The following is a 17,052-nucleotide window of genomic DNA, read 5'->3' on the forward strand; positions in this document are numbered from 1 at the left end:
GATCACGAGAGTTGATCAAGGTAGCCGATTCGAAAGGCGAAGCGTGGCCAAGAAGCAAGGTGCCATCGAGATCGAGGGCACCGTGATCGAGTCTCTGCCGAACGCAATGTTCAAGGTGGAGCTCCAGAACGGTCACAAGGTCCTCGCGCACATCAGCGGCAAGATGCGGATGCACTACATCCGCATCCTCCCGGATGACCGGGTCGTCGTGGAGCTCTCTCCCTACGACCTGACGCGTGGCCGGATCGTCTACCGCTACAAGTAGATCTTGTCGACGCCCCTTCGCGGGGTGACGGCACTGACCCGGAGAACCTGACATCCCATGAAGGTCAAGCCGAGCGTCAAGAAGATCTGCGACAAGTGCAAGGTGATCCGCCGCCACGGCCGGGTCATGGTCATCTGCGACAACCTGCGCCACAAGCAGCGCCAGGGCTGACGCAGAACCTGCACTTCGCAGTTACTTCGCGCGACGCACAGCAATACGTACATACGCAGGGCCCGTCCAGCCTTGGCTGGCGACACCTCCGGCGGGGGCCGGGGACTCGGAACGTACCACCGCTCCTGATCCAGGACGGTCGGCGGTCGAGAGCGGCACTGTGGAAGACCCCCGAGAATCAACTGGAGCCATTCAATGGCACGCGTTTCCGGTGTTGACATCCCGCGTGACAAGCGCGTGGAGGTTGCACTCACCTACGTCTTCGGTATCGGCCGTACCCAGTCGCAGGCGACTCTCGCCGCGACCGGTGTGAACCCGAACACCCGCGTTCGTGACCTTCCCGAAGAGGACCTGGTCAAGATCCGCGAGTACGTGGACGCCAACCTCAAGACCGAGGGTGACCTCCGTCGCGAGATCCAGGCCGACATCCGCCGCAAGGTCGAGATCGGCTGCTACCAGGGTCTGCGTCACCGTCGTGGCCTGCCGGTCCACGGTCAGCGCACCAGCACGAACGCTCGTACCCGCAAGGGCCCGCGTCGCGCGATCGCCGGCAAGAAGAAGCCGGGCAAGAAGTAGTCCTCAGCGGACGCTCACCAGCGGTCTTCGCTGTAGGACCGATCACCTCCACTCCACAGGAGTAAGACATGCCCCCCAAGGGACGTCAGGGCGCAGCCAAGAAGGTGCGTCGCAAGGAAAAGAAGAACGTCGCTCACGGCCACGCGCACATCAAGAGCACGTTCAACAACACCATCGTTTCGATCACGGACCCGTCCGGCAACGTGATCTCCTGGGCCTCCGCCGGCCACGTCGGCTTCAAGGGCTCCCGCAAGTCCACTCCGTTCGCCGCGCAGATGGCCGCCGAGTCGGCTGCCCGTCGCGCGCAGGAGCACGGCATGCGCAAGGTTGACGTCTTCGTCAAGGGCCCGGGTTCCGGTCGCGAGACCGCCATCCGTTCGCTCCAGGCGACCGGCCTCGAGGTCGGCTCGATCCAGGACGTCACCCCCACCCCGCACAACGGCTGCCGTCCGCCGAAGCGCCGCCGCGTCTGACGCTGTCGCGTGAGGCGTGACCGCTTCGCGGTTGCCTTGAGGGTCTGGGCGGTACGGCTCTTCGGAGCCGTACCGCCCGTACCCTTGTAGTACCTCAGGACATCAAATAGTGGGTGTCCATGACTGAAGGATGCTTCGCATGCTGATCGCTCAGCGCCCCTCGCTGACCGAAGAGGTCGTCGACGAGTTCCGCTCCCGGTTCGTGATCGAGCCGCTGGAGCCGGGCTTCGGCTACACCCTCGGTAACTCCCTGCGTCGTACGCTCCTCTCCTCGATTCCCGGTGCGGCGGTCACGTCCATCCGGATCGACGGGGTCCTGCACGAGTTCACCACCGTGCCGGGCGTCAAGGAGGACGTCACCGACCTCATCCTGAACATCAAGCAGCTGGTCGTCTCCTCGGAGCACGACGAGCCGGTCGTGATGTACCTGCGCAAGCAGGGTCCCGGCCTGGTCACCGCGGCGGACATCGCCCCGCCGGCCGGCGTCGAGGTGCACAACCCCGACCTGGTCCTGGCGACGCTGAACGCCAAGGGCAAGCTGGAGATGGAGCTGACCGTCGAGCGCGGTCGCGGCTACGTCTCCGCCGTCCAGAACAAGCAGGTGGGCCAGGAGATCGGCCGTATCCCGGTCGACTCCATCTACTCGCCCGTTCTGAAGGTCACCTACAAGGTCGAGGCGACCCGAGTCGAGCAGCGCACCGACTTCGACAAGCTGATCGTCGACGTCGAGACCAAGCAGGCCATGCGCCCGCGTGACGCCATGGCGTCCGCCGGCAAGACCCTGGTCGAGCTGTTCGGTCTGGCCCGCGAGCTCAACATCGACGCCGAGGGCATCGACATGGGCCCGTCCCCGACGGACGCCGCCCTGGCCGCCGACCTGGCGCTGCCGATCGAGGAGCTCGAGCTCACCGTTCGGTCGTACAACTGCCTCAAGCGCGAGGGCATCCACTCCGTGGGTGAGCTCGTCGCCCGCTCCGAGGCCGACCTGCTCGACATCCGCAACTTCGGTGCGAAGTCGATCGACGAGGTCAAGGCGAAGCTGGCCGGCATGGGCCTGGCCCTCAAGGACAGCCCGCCCGGATTCGACCCGACCGCCGCCGCCGACGCCTTTGGCGCCGACGACGACGCGGACGCGGGCTTCGTGGAGACCGAGCAGTACTGATCGGTCTTCGGCTGCGGGTCGGCCGTGGCTGATCGCGCAGTTCCCCGCGCCCCTTACGGGGCGCGGGTCTCCGACGGGCAACCGCCCGCTCGGATACTGACCCCGGTACCTGATACGGCCGGGGCAGACACCTAGGAGAAACACCATGCCGCGTCCCACCAAGGGTGCCCGTCTGGGCGGCGGTGCCGCGCACGAGAAGCTGATGCTGGCGAACCTCGCCAAGTCGCTCTTCGAGCACGGCCGCATCACCACCACCGAGGCCAAGGCCCGTCGCCTGCGCCCCGTGGCCGAGCGTCTGATCACCAAGGCGAAGAAGGGCGACATCCACAACCGTCGCCAGGTTCTTCAGACGATCACGGACAAGAGCATCGTCCACACGCTCTTCACCGAGATCGCTCCGCGCTTCGCCGAGCGTCCGGGTGGCTACACCCGTATCACCAAGGTCGGCAACCGTCGTGGCGACAACGCCCCGATGGCCGTGATCGAGCTCGTCGAGGGTGAGATCGCGAAGAAGGCGACCGTCGCCGAGGCCGAGGCCGCCACCAAGCGTGCGGTCAAGGAGTCCGAGGCTGCTGCCGAGGCTCCGGCCGAGGAGTCCAAGGACGCCTGACGCATCTGATGCGCGCAGTGGACGGGTCCGCTCCCTTCGGGGGCGGGCCCGTCCCGCATTTTCTGAAAGAGGAACGCGGTGAGTGACGAAGTTGAGCCCGGCTTTGTGCGGGTGCGGCTGGATCTGTCGTACGACGGCAAGGACTTCTCCGGCTGGGCCAAGCAGCGCTCGGGCCTGCGTACCGTGCAGGGCGAGATCGAGTCCGCCCTCCGCACGGTGACGCGGTCGTCCGAGACCTATGAGCTGACGGTCGCCGGCCGTACGGACTCCGGGGTGCACGCCCGTGGCCAGGTCGCGCACGTCGACCTGCCGGCCGAGGTGTGGGCCGAGCACGAGGAGAAGCTGCTCCGCCGGCTCGCCGGACGGCTGTCGCACGATGTGCGGGTGTGGAAGGTCGCGGAGGCGCCGGCCGGTTTCAACGCGCGCTTCTCGGCGATCTGGCGGCGGTACGCCTATCGGGTGACCGATCACGTGGGCGGCGTCGATCCGCTGCTGCGCGGTCATGTCCTGTGGCACGACTGGCCGTTGGACGTCGACGCGATGAACGTCGCCTCGCGCGCGCTGCTCGGGGAGCACGACTTCGCCGCGTACTGCAAGAAGCGCGAAGGCGCGACCACCATCCGCACGCTCCAGCAGCTGAGTTGGGAGCGGGACGCCTCTGGTGTCGTCACCGCGACGGTGAAGGCCGACGCCTTCTGCCACAACATGGTGCGTTCGCTGGTGGGTGCGCTGCTGTTCGTCGGTGACGGGCACCGGCCGGTGGACTGGCCGGGCAAGGTGCTCGCCGCGCGGGTGCGCGATTCGGCGGTGCATGTGGTGCGGCCGCACGGGCTGACGCTCGAAGAAGTGGGTTACCCCGAGGATTCTCAACTGGCCGCGCGCAACCGGGAAGCGCGCAACAAGCGCACACTGCCCGGTGCGGGTTGCTGCTGAGTTCCGGGTTCCGCCACGAGGTCCGCGGCACGGCTCCGCCGTGTCGTCCTCAGACGCCGGACGGGCTGGTCGGGGCTGAACTCAGCCCAACCAGCCCGTCCGGCGTTTGACGTTCCGTCAGGCCGCCTCAGGGGCGGGGCAGCTGACGGCCAGATCGCTGTTGACCGTGAAGTACGGCTTGATGCCGTCGATCACCGGATAGATGTCGGTCTTGTTGCGGTCGACGATGTCACCGATGAGCCGGGCGATACGGATCGGCTCGGCGTCGGGGGCCGGGCGCACGGCCAGGTCCCAGACGGTGTTCTCGTCCCCGGCGCGGGCGTGGCGCAGGTCGGCGTACGGCAGGTTGAAGGTGAAGGCCGTGCCGTTGACGACCGTCACGGGAACCGTGACCGCCGAGGCCGCCTCGACGCGCGGGGTGGCGACGAGGACGGGTTCGCTGCCGGGGGTGAACTCCGCGCCGTGCAGGGTGCCTTCGACCGTCAGGGCGTTGTTGCCCTGCCGGACCGTGCGGGCCTCGGCGTGCTGCCCGCGGTTCCAGGCGCGCAGCGCGAGGAAGCCGTCGACGGTCGGATAGGGCACCCACCAGGTGAACGGGGAGCCGGTCAGCGGCTCCAGCTCCACCAGGCCGCGGCCCTCGGCGAGGTGCGAGACGACCCGGCGGCGGGCGCCGTCGTCGCCCCGTACGACGTGGAAGTCCCAACGGCCTTCGCCCAGGCGGAGTTCGCGGCGGTCGAGCACCGCGGTGTAGGGGCCCTTGCCGTCGGCCGCGGCCTTGAGGGGCACGCTGATCGGCTTGCCCTCCTTGCGGCGGGTGACCGTCAGGGAGAGCTTCTCGCCGGACAGGCCCTTGCGGTCGACGAGGACCACGAGATTGCCGTCGGCGTCGACGCGGCAGGACGCGGTGCAGCGCAGCGGCTTGCGGACGATCTCCTTTATGGCCGCCTTGACCGCCGGGGTGGCGGGCTTGGCCACGGAGCGGCGCAGCGGGCGGAGGAGCTTGCCGGCGGTGCGGCGCAGCACCTTCGACAGCGGCACGGGCGCCGGCTTGCGCGGCTCGCTCGGGGCGCTGCCGACGGGGGCGGCGGTGGTGCCGGTGTCGCCGCCGAGGCTCTCGATGAGGTCCTCGTAGCGGCGGGCGATGGCGTCCGGCTGATAGCGCTCGGCGGAGACCAGGGCGGCCTTGCCCATGGCGTGCCGGAGTTCGTCGTCCTCGATCAGTTTGAGCAGGCCCTTGGCGATGGCGTCACTGTCGAGGTTGGTGACGAGCAGGCCGTCCTTGCCGTCGCTGATGATCTCGCCGGGGCCGTGCGGGCAGTCGGTGGCGACGACGGGCACGCCGCAGTTCATGGCCTCCACGATCGTCATGCCGAAGGACTCCTCGCGGGAGGTCACGGCGGCGATGGAGCCCTTGGCCCACTCGGTCTCGATGGGGGAGTGGGGGCCCATGAGGCGGACGTGCTCGTTGAGGCCCAGCTTGTCGATCTGCTCGCGCAGCTTGGCCTGCTGGGGGCCGCGGCCGTAGATCCGCAGCTTCCAGTCGGGGCGGGCGGCGGCGACGGTGGCCCACGCCTTGACCAGCAGGTCGTAGCGCTTGACGGGGATGAGGCGGCCCGCGGCGACGACCAGCTTGACGGTGCTGTCGGAGGGCTCGACCTCGGACGGCGGGACGCCGTTGGGCAGCGCGATCAGCTTGGTCTTCACGCCCGGGAAGTGCTCGCGGTGGGTGGCCGCGTCGGCCTCGGAGACGGCGGTGTGCGCGTCCAGCAGCGGGATGGCGCGGTCCTGGGCGGCGCGGATGTTCGGCTCGTGCGTGCCGTAGATCCGGTGCTCCTGGCCGATCTTGAGGTAGCGGTCCTGGCCGAACTCCGCGAGATACATCACCAGGCCGGGGCGGGTGGCGATCACGACATCGGCGTCGGTGCGGGCGAGGTGCTCGGCGACGCGCTTGTCGGTGAGCGCGCTGAACTGCGCGCCCTTCGCCTCGACGGGCGGGATCAGCGCGCTGTCCTGCTCCAGGGCCGGGTTGTCCCGGTCGGCGCCGGTCTCGGCGCGGGTGTCGATGAGGTGGACCAGCTTGACCTTGCGGTGCAGGGGGAGCTTGGGCGTGCCACCGGTTCTGTGGATCGACACGATCTCCACGTCGTGGCGGGCCGCGAGGGCACCGGCGACGTTGAACGTGGAGCGGATCGTGCCGCCGATGCCGTAGGCGTTCTGCAAAAGGAAAGAGATCTTCATGGCGGTGTGTGCGCGGCACGTCGGCGCCGCGTCCGTCCTTCCCCCTGGCCTGGGTGTCCGGGTCTGCCCCTTGTGCGGACCGCTGGGCCAAGTGTGGGTCGGGTGCGGTCCGATCCGTCGGTAAAGACCGTTGGGAGGGGTATCGGTTGCCTGCGAAGCCTACATTGTGGCTTGAGTCACAGGCCGTGGGTCAAGGGGGTGATCGCCCCCGCCGGCCGTGCGCCGGAGGCGCTCGGACAGCCGTCCAGAGGGTAACCGGAGCGCCGGGCGTGGCGCCCGGACGGACCCCGCGGGCGCTGGGACGCTGGGGGTGTGAAGGCGATGGTGGCGGTCTCCGCGGTCGTGGCCCTCGGGCTGACTGCCGGGTGTGGTGTCGATGGCGGCGGGTCTCGTGGGGCGTCCCGCCCGGAGAAGGCGGCGGTGCCGGGTCCCGCCGAACTGGGACGTGTGGAGCTGGGCGCGCACGAGGTGCCCGGCTTCCGGATCGAGAAGGCGGGCGAGGGCGCGGCGGGCGCGGGCACGCCCCGTACGGACACCGAGGCGTGCCGGCCGCTGGCCGACGCGCTGGGCTTCCGGCTGCGGCCCGCGCCCACCGCGACGCTGGTGCGCACCTTCGCCAAGACCGGCGAGGACATGGACTTCGAGGGCCTCATGGGCATGATCCGTGTCTCGGAGTACGCGGGGGACGGCGCGGCCGACACCCTGGAGGCCCTGCGCACGGCGGCCGCCGCCTGCGCGGACGGTTTCCGGATGCGAACGGGCGAGGGCGAGCCGCAGGAGTTCGAGGCGGTCCGCACGCTGTCGCCGCCCGAGCTGGGGGACGAGGCCGTGGCGATCCGCCTGGAGAACGTGGCCGAGCGGGCGCCCAGCCTGATCACCGCCGTGCGGTCGGGGACGACGCTCGCGATGTTCTTCGCGACGAGTCTTTCGGATCCGGACGGGGTGACGGTGCCGCTCGCGCTCGTGCGGGCGCAGGTGGCGAAGCTTCGGGGGGTGGCGGTGGGCGGGAGCTCTCCGGCCTCGGCGCCTGTGGGGGGCGGGGAGGATGACGAGGACGAGGATCCCTCGGGGTGAGCGTGCCCGGCGCTTGCGGCGGGCTTTTTCCCCTGCCCGCCCCTTCCCGGCTTGCCCCCCACGCGGCGGAGCCGCACATCGGTGCGGCCGGGAAGGGGCGGGGCTGGGGAACGAAAAGCGCTACGCCCGCGGCGGTGCAGACCGCACCGAATCCGCCGCCTGGGCCTGAGCCCGGTACATGATGCGGCGGAACGTGTAGTCCGACACGTCACGACCAGCCGTCAGCGCGGCGGTGTCGCTCTCACCCACCGCTTTCCCGTTCGCGTACCCCGCCACCGTGAAGTACGCGTAGCGCCCCTGCGCGTTCGCCGTCAGGCGGCAGGCCGTCGCGCGGCAGAAGGCGGGGTCGTTGTCGCCGGAGAGGGAGGCGATGTTGCCGGAGGACTGGTCCTTCGCCTTGGCCGCGGCCGCCTTGTCGTCGAAGACGGCGACGCCGACGGTGACCGCGATGCCGTCCCGCACGTACGTGGCGCGCAGCACCTCGCGGCAGCCGTTGTCGGTGAGGACGGAGCCGAGCGCGCCCTGGGTCGCGGAGGCGCAGTCCGTCGTGGTGGCGGTGGCGGTCTGCTCGTATTTGCGCTTGTACAGGACCGGCTTGGTGTGCGGGAAGAGCGTCTTGGTGCTCAGCGGCGCCTTGTCCTTGTCGGCGCTGGATATGAAGTCGAGGGGGTTCGGCGGGGGCGGCGGGGCGGATTCGGAGAAGGACGGTTCCGGGCCGCCGGAGGAGCTGGGCAGCTTCTGGGGCGCGGGCAGGCCGGACTGCTTGCCGCCGCCGTGCGAGCCGGTGACCGCGAAGGTCACGGCCGTGGCGACCGCGGCCGTGGCGAGCGCGCCGCCGCCACCGAAGAGGAGCCACCTGCGGCGGCGGTCGCGGGCGGCGGTGTCGTCGGCGAGGGCCGACCAGTCGGGTGTCCGCGGCGCGTCGGCCGCGGGCCCCCAGGGCGGTGGCTGCGGGGGCGGGCCCCACTGCGGAGTCGGCCGATGGGGTTCCCCCGGGGCCCCGTGCGGCCCTCCCTGCCCAAAGCTCATGGCGTGCATCGTAATCCGGTTGGTCGCACCCCTCACCAGCGGCGACAATCCCACCCATGGGACACGTCGAAGCAGCGCACCTGGAGTTCTATCTTCCGGACGGCCGGGCGCTGCTCGGCGACGTCTCCTTCCGGGTGGGGGAGGGCGCGGCGGTCGCGCTCGTCGGTGCGAACGGCGCGGGCAAGACGACGCTGCTGCGGCTGATCTCCGGAGAGCTCCAGCCGCACGGCGGCACGGTCTCGGTCACCGGCGGGCTCGGCGTGATGCCGCAGTTCGTGGGCTCCGTGCGTGACGGGCGTACGGTGCGTGACCTGCTGGTATCCGTGGCGCAGCCGAGGATCAGGGAAGCGGCGGCGGCCGTGGACCGGGCCGAGGACGCGATCATGACGCGGGACGACGAGGCCGCGCAGATGGCTTACGCGCAGGCCCTCTCCGACTGGGCCGAGGCGCGTGGCTATGAGGCGGAGACCGTCTGGGACATGTGCACGATGGCCGCGCTCGGTGTCCCGTACGAGAAGGCGCAGTGGCGCGAGGTGCGCACGCTCTCCGGCGGTGAGCAGAAGCGGCTCGTCCTGGAGTCGCTGCTGCGCGGTACGGACGAGGTGCTGCTCCTCGACGAGCCGGACAACTACCTCGACGTGCCCGGCAAGCGCTGGCTGGAGGAGCGGCTGCGCGAGACGAAGAAGACCGTGCTCTTCGTCTCCCACGACCGTGAGCTGCTCGCCCGCGCCGCCGAGAAGATCATCAGCGTCGAGCCGGGCCCGGCCGGGTCGGACGTCTGGGTGCACGGCGGCGGCTTCGGCACGTACCACGAGGCCCGCAAGGAGCGCTTCGCCCGCTTCGAGGAGCTGCGCCGCCGCTGGGACGAGAAGCACGCCCAGCTGAAGAAGCTGGTGATCAACCTCCGGCAGGCGGCCGCGGTCAGCCACGAGATGGCCTCGCGCTACGCCGCCGCGCAGACCCGGCTGCGGAAGTTCGAGGAGGCCGGCCCGCCGCCGGAGCCGCCGCGCGAGCAGGACATCCGGATGCGGCTGCGCGGCGGGCGCACCGGGGTCCGGGCCGTGACCTGCGAGAAGCTGGAGCTCACCGGCCTGATGAAGCCGTTCGACCTGGAGGTCTTCTACGGCGAGCGGGTCGCGGTGCTCGGCTCGAACGGCTCCGGCAAGTCCCACTTCCTGCGGCTCCTCGCCGGTGACGACGTGGCCCACACGGGCACGTGGAAGCTGGGCGCCCGCGTGGTGGCCGGGCACTTCGCCCAGACCCACGCGCACCCCGAGCTGCTGGGGCGCACGCTGGTGGACATCCTGTGGACCGAGCACGCGAAGGACCGGGGCGGCGCGATGTCCGTGCTCCGGCGGTACGAGCTGGAGAAGCAGGGCGACCAGCCCTTCGAGAAGCTGTCGGGTGGGCAGCAGGCGCGCTTCCAGATCCTGCTCCTGGAGCTGGCCGGGACGACGGCCCTGCTGCTGGACGAGCCGACGGACAACCTGGACCTGGAGTCGGCGGAGGCGCTTCAGGAGGGGCTGGAGGCGTACGAGGGGACGGTGCTCGCGGTGACGCACGACCGGTGGTTCGCTCGTGCGTTCGATCGATTTGTGGTGTTCGGCTCGGACGGCCTGGTCCGGGAGGTTCCGGAGCCGGTGTGGGACGAGGCGCGGGTGGCGCGACGGCGGTAGCTCCGCGCCCGCGGGCTGCTGAAGCCCGCCGCGGGAGTCACCGCCCCGCCGCGGCCGTAGCCCGTACGGCCTAGCTGGCGGGGCCGTGCCACCGGTGAGACCATGTGTTTTGACCCCGCCGGTAGGCGACCGGTACTCTACGAGTTCGTTATGCGTATTGGCTTGGTCGTTCTCACGCGAGGGGCCCTTACGCTTGCTCATCGGGCCGAAAACCACCGGTGCGCGTTCGGGTTGCGTCCCCGAGTCGCCGCCAGTGTCGGTTGACCGCCCGGAGAGACGTGTCAGGACCCACACTCACTGAAGAAGCGAAGGCTACGACCGTGCGTACGTACAGCCCCAAGCCCGGCGATGTCACGCGCCAGTGGCACATCATCGACGCGCAGGACGTCGTCCTGGGCCGTCTGGCCTCCCAGGCCGCCAACCTGCTGCGCGGCAAGCACAAGCCTGTGTACGCCCCGCACATGGACATGGGTGACTTCGTCATCATCATCAACGCCGACAAGGTGCACCTGTCCGGCAACAAGAAGACCCAGAAGCTGGCGTACCGCCACTCCGGCTTCCCGGGTGGTCTCCGTGCCGTTCGTTACGACGAGCTGCTCGACAAGAGCCCCGAGAAGGCCGTCGAGAAGGCCATCAAGGGCATGATCCCCAAGAACTCCCTCGGCCGTCAGATGCTCTCGAAGCTGAAGGTCTACTCGGGCAGCGAGCACCCGCACGCCGCCCAGCAGCCCGTCCCGTTCGAGATCACCCAGGTCAAGCAGGGCTAGTCCCGGCCACCGCCGACCAGACAGAAAGTATCTGAGGAGAATCGTGGCTGAGACCACCGCCGAGACCCCCGTCATCGAGGACGAGGTTGGCGTCGAGGAGTACACCACCGAGACCGAGATCGTCGAGGGGGAGTACACCTCTGAGTCGCTCGCGTCCCGTTTCGGTGACCCGCAGCCGGCCGCCGGCCTGGGTCGTCGTAAGAACGCCATCGCCCGCGTCCGGATCATCCCGGGCACCGGCAAGTGGAAGATCAACGGCCGCACCCTTGAGGACTACTTCCCCAACAAGGTGCACCAGCAGGAAGTCAACGAGCCCTTCAAGGTGCTCGAGCTCGACGACCGCTACGACGTTGTCGCCCGCATCGCGGGTGGCGGCGTGTCCGGCCAGGCCGGCGCCCTGCGCCTCGGTGTGGCCCGCGCGCTGAACGAGGCGGACGTGGAGAACAACCGCGGCCCGCTGAAGAAGGCCGGCTTCCTGAGCCGCGACGACCGTGCGGTCGAGCGCAAGAAGGCCGGTCTGAAGAAGGCCCGCAAGGCTCCGCAGTACAGCAAGCGCTAAACAGCGGCTTCGCTGCTTCTGCTCGAACGCCCCGGCGGCACGCTCCGTGCCCGCCGGGGCGTTCGGCTATCGGCGGCACGGGGCGTATACCTGGATGTACCCGGGCGCAACGCTCCGGTTCCGGATTCGACACCTTTCTTTCGCGGGGGCCCCTCCCGGGCCCCGTAACCCCCGCGTTTTTTCGGAGGACACCAGTGGGACGACTCTTCGGTACGGACGGTGTGCGCGGTGTGGCCAACGCCGATCTGACAGCCGAGCTGGCGCTCGGTCTGTCGGTCGCCGCGGCGCATGTGCTCGCCGAGGCGGGTACGTTCGAGGGCCACCGCCCCGTGGCCGTGGTGGGACGGGACCCGCGCGCGTCCGGGGAGTTCCTGGAGGCCGCCGTGGTGGCCGGGCTCGCCAGCGCCGGTGTGGACGTCCTGCGGGTGGGCGTGCTGCCCACGCCGGCCGTCGCGTATCTCACGGGGGCGCTCGGCGCGGACCTCGGCGTGATGCTGTCCGCCAGCCACAACGCCATGCCGGACAACGGTGTCAAGTTCTTCGCCCGCGGCGGCCACAAGCTCGCCGACGAGCTGGAGGACCGGATCGAGAAGACCTACCGGGCGCACGCCTCCGGCGAGCCCTGGGACCGGCCCACCGGCGCCGGTGTCGGCCGGGTCCGGGAGTACGACCAGGGCTTCGACAACTACGTCGCCCACCTCATCGGCGTGCTGCCCAACCGCCTGGACGGCCTCAAGGTCGTCATCGACGGCGCCCACGGCGCGGCCGCCCGTGTCTCCCCCGAGGCGTTCGCGCGGGCCGGCGCCGAGGTGATCACCATCGGCACCGAGCCCGACGGCCTCAACATCAACCACGAGTGCGGCTCCACCCACCTGGACAAGCTGCGTGCCGCCGTCGTCGAGCACGGCGCCGACCTGGGCGTCGCCCACGACGGTGACGCCGACCGCTGCCTGGCCGTGGACGCCAAGGGCAACGAGGTCGACGGTGACCAGATCCTTGCCGTCCTCGCGCTCGCGATGCGCGAGGCGGGCTCGCTGCGCCAGAACACCGTCGTCGCCACCGTGATGTCCAACCTCGGCTTCAAGCTGGCCATGGAGCGCGAGGGTGTCGACCTCGTCCAGACCGCGGTCGGCGACCGCTATGTGCTGGAGGAGATGAAGGCCCACGGCTTCGCCCTCGGCGGCGAGCAGTCCGGCCACGTCATCGTCCTCGACCACGCGACGACCGGCGACGGCACCCTCACCGGCCTGATGCTGGCGGCCCGCGTCGCCGCGACGGGCCGGTCGCTGGCCGACCTCGCCGGGGTCATGGAGCGGCTGCCGCAGGTCCTGATCAACGTGCGCGATGTCGACAAGTCGCGTGTGAAGACCTCCGAGGAACTCGGCGCGGCTGTCGCCGCGGCGGAGGCGGAGCTCGGGGCTACCGGGCGGGTGCTTCTGCGTTCCTCGGGGACGGAGCCGTTGGTGCGGGTCATGGTGGAGGCGCCGGACATCGAGCAGGCGAAGTCTGTCGCGGAGCGGCTCGCTGACGCGGTCAAGTCGGCGCTGGGCTAGGGCTTTTCTCCCCGGCCCCGCCCCTTCCCGGCCGCACATCGGATGCGGCCGGGAAGGGGCGGGGTGGGGAAACAGCGCGCCGCGGGCCCCCACCCGCGCATACCCCTAAAGCTTGCGCAGCGACAGCCGCTGCACCTTGTGGTCCGGACCCTTGCGCAGGATCAAGTTCGAGCGCCCCCGAGTCGGCGCCACATTCTCCAGCAGGTTCGGCTTGTTGATGGTGCGCCAGTTGCGTCTCGCGTAATCCAGCGCCTCCTCCTCCGGCACCTGCGTGTACCGCCGGAAGAACGAGTGCGGGTCCTGAAACGCCGTCAGGCGCAGCTTCTTGAAGCGGTCGTAGTACCACCGCTCGATGTCCTCCGCCCGCGCGTCCACGTAGACGCTGAAGTCGAAGAAGTCGGCGAGCCCCACCCGCGTGCGCCCGTCCTTGCCCGGCAGGGCGGGCTGGAGGACGTTGAGGCCCTCGATGATCAGGATGTCCGGGCGGTGCACGGTCAGCCGCTCGCCGGGGACGATGTCGTAGATCAGGTGGGAGTAGACCGGCGCGGTCACCTCCTCCTTGCCCGCCTTCACATCGGCGACGAAGCGGGTGAGGGCCCGGCGGTCGTAGGACTCGGGGAAACCTTTCCGCGACATCAGGCCCCGCCGGTGCAGCTCCGCGTTGGGCAGCAGGAAGCCGTCCGTGGTGACCAGCTCGACGCGCGGGTGCTCGGGCCAGCGGGCCAGCAGCGCCTGGAGGAGGCGCGCGGTGGTCGACTTGCCGACGGCGACGCTGCCCGCGACCCCTATGACGAAGGGCGTGCCCGGCTGCGAGCCGTGGCCACGGGTCCCGGCCTCGCCGAGGAAGGTGTTGAGCGTGCCCCGCAACTGGCTGGTGGCGCCGACGTAGAGATTGAGCAGCCGGGAGAGCGGCAGATAGACGTCCCGCACCTCGTCCAGGTCGATGACGTCGCCGAGCCCGCGCAGCCGCTCGACCTCCTCCGCGGTCAGGGGCAGCGGGGTGTTCTCGCGCAGGGCGCTCCATTCCGCGCGGGTCAGGTCCACATAGGGGGACGAGTCGCGGCGGCGCTGCTGCTGCTCTGAGGTGGTCGGCACGGGCCCATTCTGCGCGGGCGCGGCGCGCGGCTCACTTCCGGGTGGCGGAAGCGGGGGTTCTCACCGGTTTCGGGTGACTCGTGTGGCGCCGGACGGTGAAGTTCCGCGGAGGCCCTGTACCTACTGGCGGGTCAGGACTACGGTCCCCCTCTCCGGCCACCGGCACCCACCACCGGCCGCCGCACCCCCGCTAGGAACGCCGTGTTCGTTCTCCTCGCCCTGCGTAACTCCGTCAGGGTCTCCCTGCGCCACTTCGTACGCCGCCTCGCGCGCCGCCTGCGCCCCGCCCCGGACGTCCGGGTGGCGGCGGACCCGCGCCCCGACTTCGCCGCGCTGGTCGCGGGCGAGCTGGCCGCCGAGCTGCCGGACGAGGACCTCGGCCAGGACCTGGACGACTGCCTGGACCGCTATGAGTTCGGCAGCAAGCCGCGGTGCGAGGAGATCGAGTACCTCGAACTGGTCCAGGACGCGATCGACCGCATCGAGCGGGGGCGTTGAGGGGCCCACGGGGGCGCGTGGACACTTCGGTGCGCCCACGTTCCGCCATTGGGGGCACCCGCCCGCCCCTGGGCCGTACGCTGCTGCGCATGTGCGGAATCGTTGGCTATGTGGGAGGGCAGTGCGCCCTCGACGTCGTATTGGCCGGGCTGAAGCGCCTGGAGTACCGCGGCTATGACTCGGCCGGGGTCGCCGTGCTCGCCGACGGCGGGCTCGCGGCCGCGAAGAAGGCGGGCAAGCTCGCCAATCTGGAGAAGGAGCTCGCCGACCGCCCGCTGCCGTCCGGCCCGACCGGCATCGGCCACACCCGCTGGGCCACCCACGGCGGCCCCACCGACGCCAACGCGCACCCGCACCTCGACAACGCGGGCCGCGTCGCGGTCGTCCACAACGGCATCATCGAGAACTTCGCCGAGCTGCGCGCCGAGCTGGCCGGCCGCGGCCACGCGCTGGGGTCGGAGACGGACACCGAGGTCGTCTCGCACCTGCTGTCCGAGGCGTTCTCCTCCTGCGGGGACCTCGCCGAGTCGATGCGGCAGGTGTGCCGCCGGCTGGAGGGCGCGTTCACCCTCGTCGCCGTGCACGCCGACGAGCCGGACGTCGTCGTCGGCGCCCGCCGCAACTCCCCGCTGGTCGTCGGCGTCGGGGACGGCGAGTCCTTCCTCGCCTCCGACGTCGCCGCCTTCATCGCCCACACCCGCGACGCCCTGGAGCTCGGCCAGGACCAGGTCGTGGAGCTGCGCCGCGACGGTGTGACCGTCACGGACTTCGACGGCGCGCCCGCGGACGTCCGCGCGTACCACGTGGACTGGGACGCCTCCGCCGCCGAGAAGGGCGGCTACGACTACTTCATGCTCAAGGAGATCGCCGAGCAGCCGAAGGCCGTCGCGGACACCCTGCTCGGCCGGATCGACGCGGCGGGCACGCTGGCGCTGGACGAGGTGCGCATCCCCGCCTCCGTGCTGCGCGAGGTCGACAAGGTCGTCGTCGTGGCGTGCGGCACGGCGTACCACGCGGGCATGATCGCGAAGTACGCCATCGAGCACTGGACGCGGATCCCGTGCGAGACGGAGCTGGCGAGCGAGTTCCGCTACCGCGACCCGATCCTCGACCAGCGGACGCTGGTGATCGCGATCAGCCAGTCCGGCGAGACGATGGACACCCTGATGGCCCTGCGGCACGCGCGGGAGCAGGGTGCGCGGGTGCTCGCGATCTGCAACACCAACGGCTCGACGATCCCCCGCGAGTCGGACGCCGTGCTCTACACCCACGCCGGGCCCGAGGTCGCGGTGGCGTCCACGAAGGCGTTCCTGACCCAGCTGGTCGCCTGCTACCTCGTCGCGCTGTATCTGGGCCAGGTGCGCGGCACGAAGTGGGGCGACGAGGTCCGCTCGGTCGTGCGCGAGCTCTCCGCGATCGCCACGCAGGTGGACGAGGTGCTGGAGACGATGGAGCCCGTACGGGAGCTGGCCCGCTCCCTGGCGGACAAGAACACGGTGCTCTTCCTCGGCAGGCACGTCGGCTATCCGGTGGCCCTGGAGGGCGCCCTGAAGCTCAAGGAGCTGGCCTATATGCACGCCGAGGGCTTCGCCGCCGGTGAGCTGAAGCACGGCCCGATCGCGCTGATCGAGCGGGACCTGCCGGTCGTCGTGGTCGTCCCCTCGCCGCGCGGCCGCTCGGTGCTCCACGACAAGATCGTCTCCAACATCCAGGAGATCCGCGCGCGGGGCGCCCGGACGATCGTGATCGCCGAGCGGGGCGACGAGGCCGTACGCGCCTACGCCGACCACCTCATCGAGATCCCGCGGACTCCCGTGCTGCTCCAGCCCCTCGTGGCCACCGTGCCGCTCCAGGTCTTCGCCTGCGAGCTCGCCACCGCGCGCGGCAACGAGGTCGACCAGCCCCGCAACCTCGCGAAGTCGGTGACCGTCGAATGATCGTCGGAGTGGGCATCGACGTCGCCGAGATCGAGCGCTTCGACGCGGCCCTGCGCCGCACGCCCGGCCTGGCCGGCCGGCTCTTCGTCGAGCGCGAGCTGTATCTGGCGAGCGGCGAGCGGCGGGGCATCGCCTCCCTCGCCGCCCGCTTCGCCGCGAAGGAGGCCGTGGCCAAGGCCCTGGGGGCGCCCGGTGATCTGCTGTGGACGGACGCGGAGGTGACCACCGAGCCGACCGGCCAGCCGCGCCTGGTGGTCACGGGCACGGTCGCGGCGCGCGCGGAGGAACTGGGCGTGCGCTCCTGGCACGTCTCGCTGAGCCATGACGCGGGCATCGCGTCGGCTGTGGTGATCGCGGAGAAGTGAGGGGGCGTCCTCGGAGGCCGTACGGGCCTGTCCGTGCCGCGCGTTGACGATCAGGTGCGGCGTATCCCGCC

At 70.5% G+C, this 17,052-nt stretch carries 18 protein-coding genes; 15 read left to right on the top strand and 3 right to left on the bottom strand.

The genetic code is table 11. The annotated features are described in order from the left end of the window. Positions 1-43 precede the first annotated feature (43 nt). From infA to truA, 7 genes are all read left to right on the top strand, one after another. On the top strand, positions 44-265 hold the full coding sequence (gene infA, locus ACH427_RS10320) for a translation initiation factor IF-1 (RefSeq protein ID WP_003956442.1): 222 nt from the start codon (positions 44-46) through the stop codon (positions 263-265). A gap of 57 nt (positions 266-322) precedes the next feature. Continuing rightward, a complete protein-coding gene (gene rpmJ / locus ACH427_RS10325) occupies positions 323-436 on the top strand; it encodes a 50S ribosomal protein L36 (RefSeq protein ID WP_003956441.1) in 114 nt (37 codons plus the stop codon). 195 nt (positions 437-631) lie between these two features. Then, positions 632-1,012, top strand: a complete 381-nt coding sequence (rpsM, locus tag ACH427_RS10330) for a 30S ribosomal protein S13 (protein WP_030368393.1) — start codon at positions 632-634, stop codon at positions 1,010-1,012. 68 nt (positions 1,013-1,080) lie between these two features. Then, complete coding sequence (gene rpsK / locus ACH427_RS10335; protein WP_003956432.1) at positions 1,081-1,485, top strand: 30S ribosomal protein S11; 405 nt, start codon at positions 1,081-1,083, stop codon at positions 1,483-1,485. Positions 1,486-1,624: 139 nt separating this feature from the next. After that, positions 1,625-2,647, top strand: coding sequence for a DNA-directed RNA polymerase subunit alpha (locus ACH427_RS10340; protein ID WP_004946635.1), 1,023 nt, complete (start codon positions 1,625-1,627; stop codon positions 2,645-2,647). Between the two features lie 145 nt (positions 2,648-2,792). After that, positions 2,793-3,257, top strand: coding sequence for a 50S ribosomal protein L17 (gene rplQ, locus ACH427_RS10345; RefSeq protein WP_361521852.1), 465 nt, complete (start codon positions 2,793-2,795; stop codon positions 3,255-3,257). A gap of 78 nt (positions 3,258-3,335) precedes the next feature. Continuing rightward, positions 3,336-4,190: a tRNA pseudouridine(38-40) synthase TruA gene (gene truA / locus ACH427_RS10350; protein WP_398868992.1), complete on the top strand. Its 855-nt coding sequence runs from the start codon at positions 3,336-3,338 to the stop codon at positions 4,188-4,190. Positions 4,191-4,307: 117 nt separating this feature from the next. Here the strand turns inward: truA and ACH427_RS10355 are convergent, their stop codons facing one another. Then, complete coding sequence (locus tag ACH427_RS10355) at positions 4,308-6,428, bottom strand: glycosyltransferase (protein ID WP_398868993.1); 2,121 nt, start codon at positions 6,426-6,428, stop codon at positions 4,308-4,310. 312 nt (positions 6,429-6,740) lie between these two features. Here ACH427_RS10355 and ACH427_RS10360 point away from each other — a divergent pair, with 312 nt between their 5' ends. After that, a complete protein-coding gene (locus ACH427_RS10360) occupies positions 6,741-7,502 on the top strand; it encodes a hypothetical protein (protein ID WP_398868994.1) in 762 nt (253 codons plus the stop codon). A 120-nt stretch (positions 7,503-7,622) separates the two neighbouring features. Here ACH427_RS10360 and ACH427_RS10365 read toward each other — a convergent pair whose 3' ends face one another. Beyond that, positions 7,623-8,531, bottom strand: coding sequence for a hypothetical protein (locus ACH427_RS10365; RefSeq protein ID WP_398868995.1), 909 nt, complete (start codon positions 8,529-8,531; stop codon positions 7,623-7,625). A gap of 56 nt (positions 8,532-8,587) precedes the next feature. Between ACH427_RS10365 and ACH427_RS10370 the strand changes: the two genes are divergently transcribed. From ACH427_RS10370 to glmM, 4 genes are all read left to right on the top strand, one after another. After that, positions 8,588-10,207, top strand: a complete 1,620-nt coding sequence (locus tag ACH427_RS10370; RefSeq protein ID WP_398868996.1) for an ABC-F family ATP-binding cassette domain-containing protein — start codon at positions 8,588-8,590, stop codon at positions 10,205-10,207. Between the two features lie 320 nt (positions 10,208-10,527). Further along, positions 10,528-10,974 (top strand): 50S ribosomal protein L13, encoded by a 447-nt coding sequence (rplM, locus tag ACH427_RS10375; protein ID WP_361521834.1) that lies wholly within the window; start codon positions 10,528-10,530, stop codon positions 10,972-10,974. Between the two features lie 43 nt (positions 10,975-11,017). Beyond that, positions 11,018-11,533: a 30S ribosomal protein S9 gene (rpsI, locus tag ACH427_RS10380; protein ID WP_398868997.1), complete on the top strand. Its 516-nt coding sequence runs from the start codon at positions 11,018-11,020 to the stop codon at positions 11,531-11,533. 194 nt (positions 11,534-11,727) lie between these two features. Beyond that, a complete protein-coding gene (gene glmM, locus ACH427_RS10385) occupies positions 11,728-13,086 on the top strand; it encodes a phosphoglucosamine mutase (protein WP_398868998.1) in 1,359 nt (452 codons plus the stop codon). 105 nt (positions 13,087-13,191) lie between these two features. Here glmM and coaA read toward each other — a convergent pair whose 3' ends face one another. Then, positions 13,192-14,181 (bottom strand): type I pantothenate kinase, encoded by a 990-nt coding sequence (coaA, locus tag ACH427_RS10390; RefSeq protein WP_398869000.1) that lies wholly within the window; start codon positions 14,179-14,181, stop codon positions 13,192-13,194. Positions 14,182-14,382: 201 nt separating this feature from the next. Here coaA and ACH427_RS10395 point away from each other — a divergent pair, with 201 nt between their 5' ends. The 3 genes from ACH427_RS10395 (at position 14,383) to ACH427_RS10405 (ending at position 16,981) form a co-directional block, all read left to right on the top strand. Continuing rightward, positions 14,383-14,679: a hypothetical protein gene (locus ACH427_RS10395; protein WP_398869001.1), complete on the top strand. Its 297-nt coding sequence runs from the start codon at positions 14,383-14,385 to the stop codon at positions 14,677-14,679. Between the two features lie 89 nt (positions 14,680-14,768). Next, complete coding sequence (gene glmS / locus ACH427_RS10400; protein ID WP_398869002.1) at positions 14,769-16,616, top strand: glutamine--fructose-6-phosphate transaminase (isomerizing); 1,848 nt, start codon at positions 14,769-14,771, stop codon at positions 16,614-16,616. Then, a complete protein-coding gene (locus ACH427_RS10405; protein ID WP_398869003.1) occupies positions 16,613-16,981 on the top strand; it encodes a holo-ACP synthase in 369 nt (122 codons plus the stop codon). The genes glmS and ACH427_RS10405 overlap by 4 nt, the downstream gene beginning before the upstream one ends. The last annotated feature ends 71 nt before the right edge of the window (positions 16,982-17,052 follow it).

The organism is Streptomyces sp. NPDC020379 (assembly GCF_044387105.1).
GTDB lineage: Bacteria > Actinomycetota > Actinomycetes > Streptomycetales > Streptomycetaceae > Streptomyces.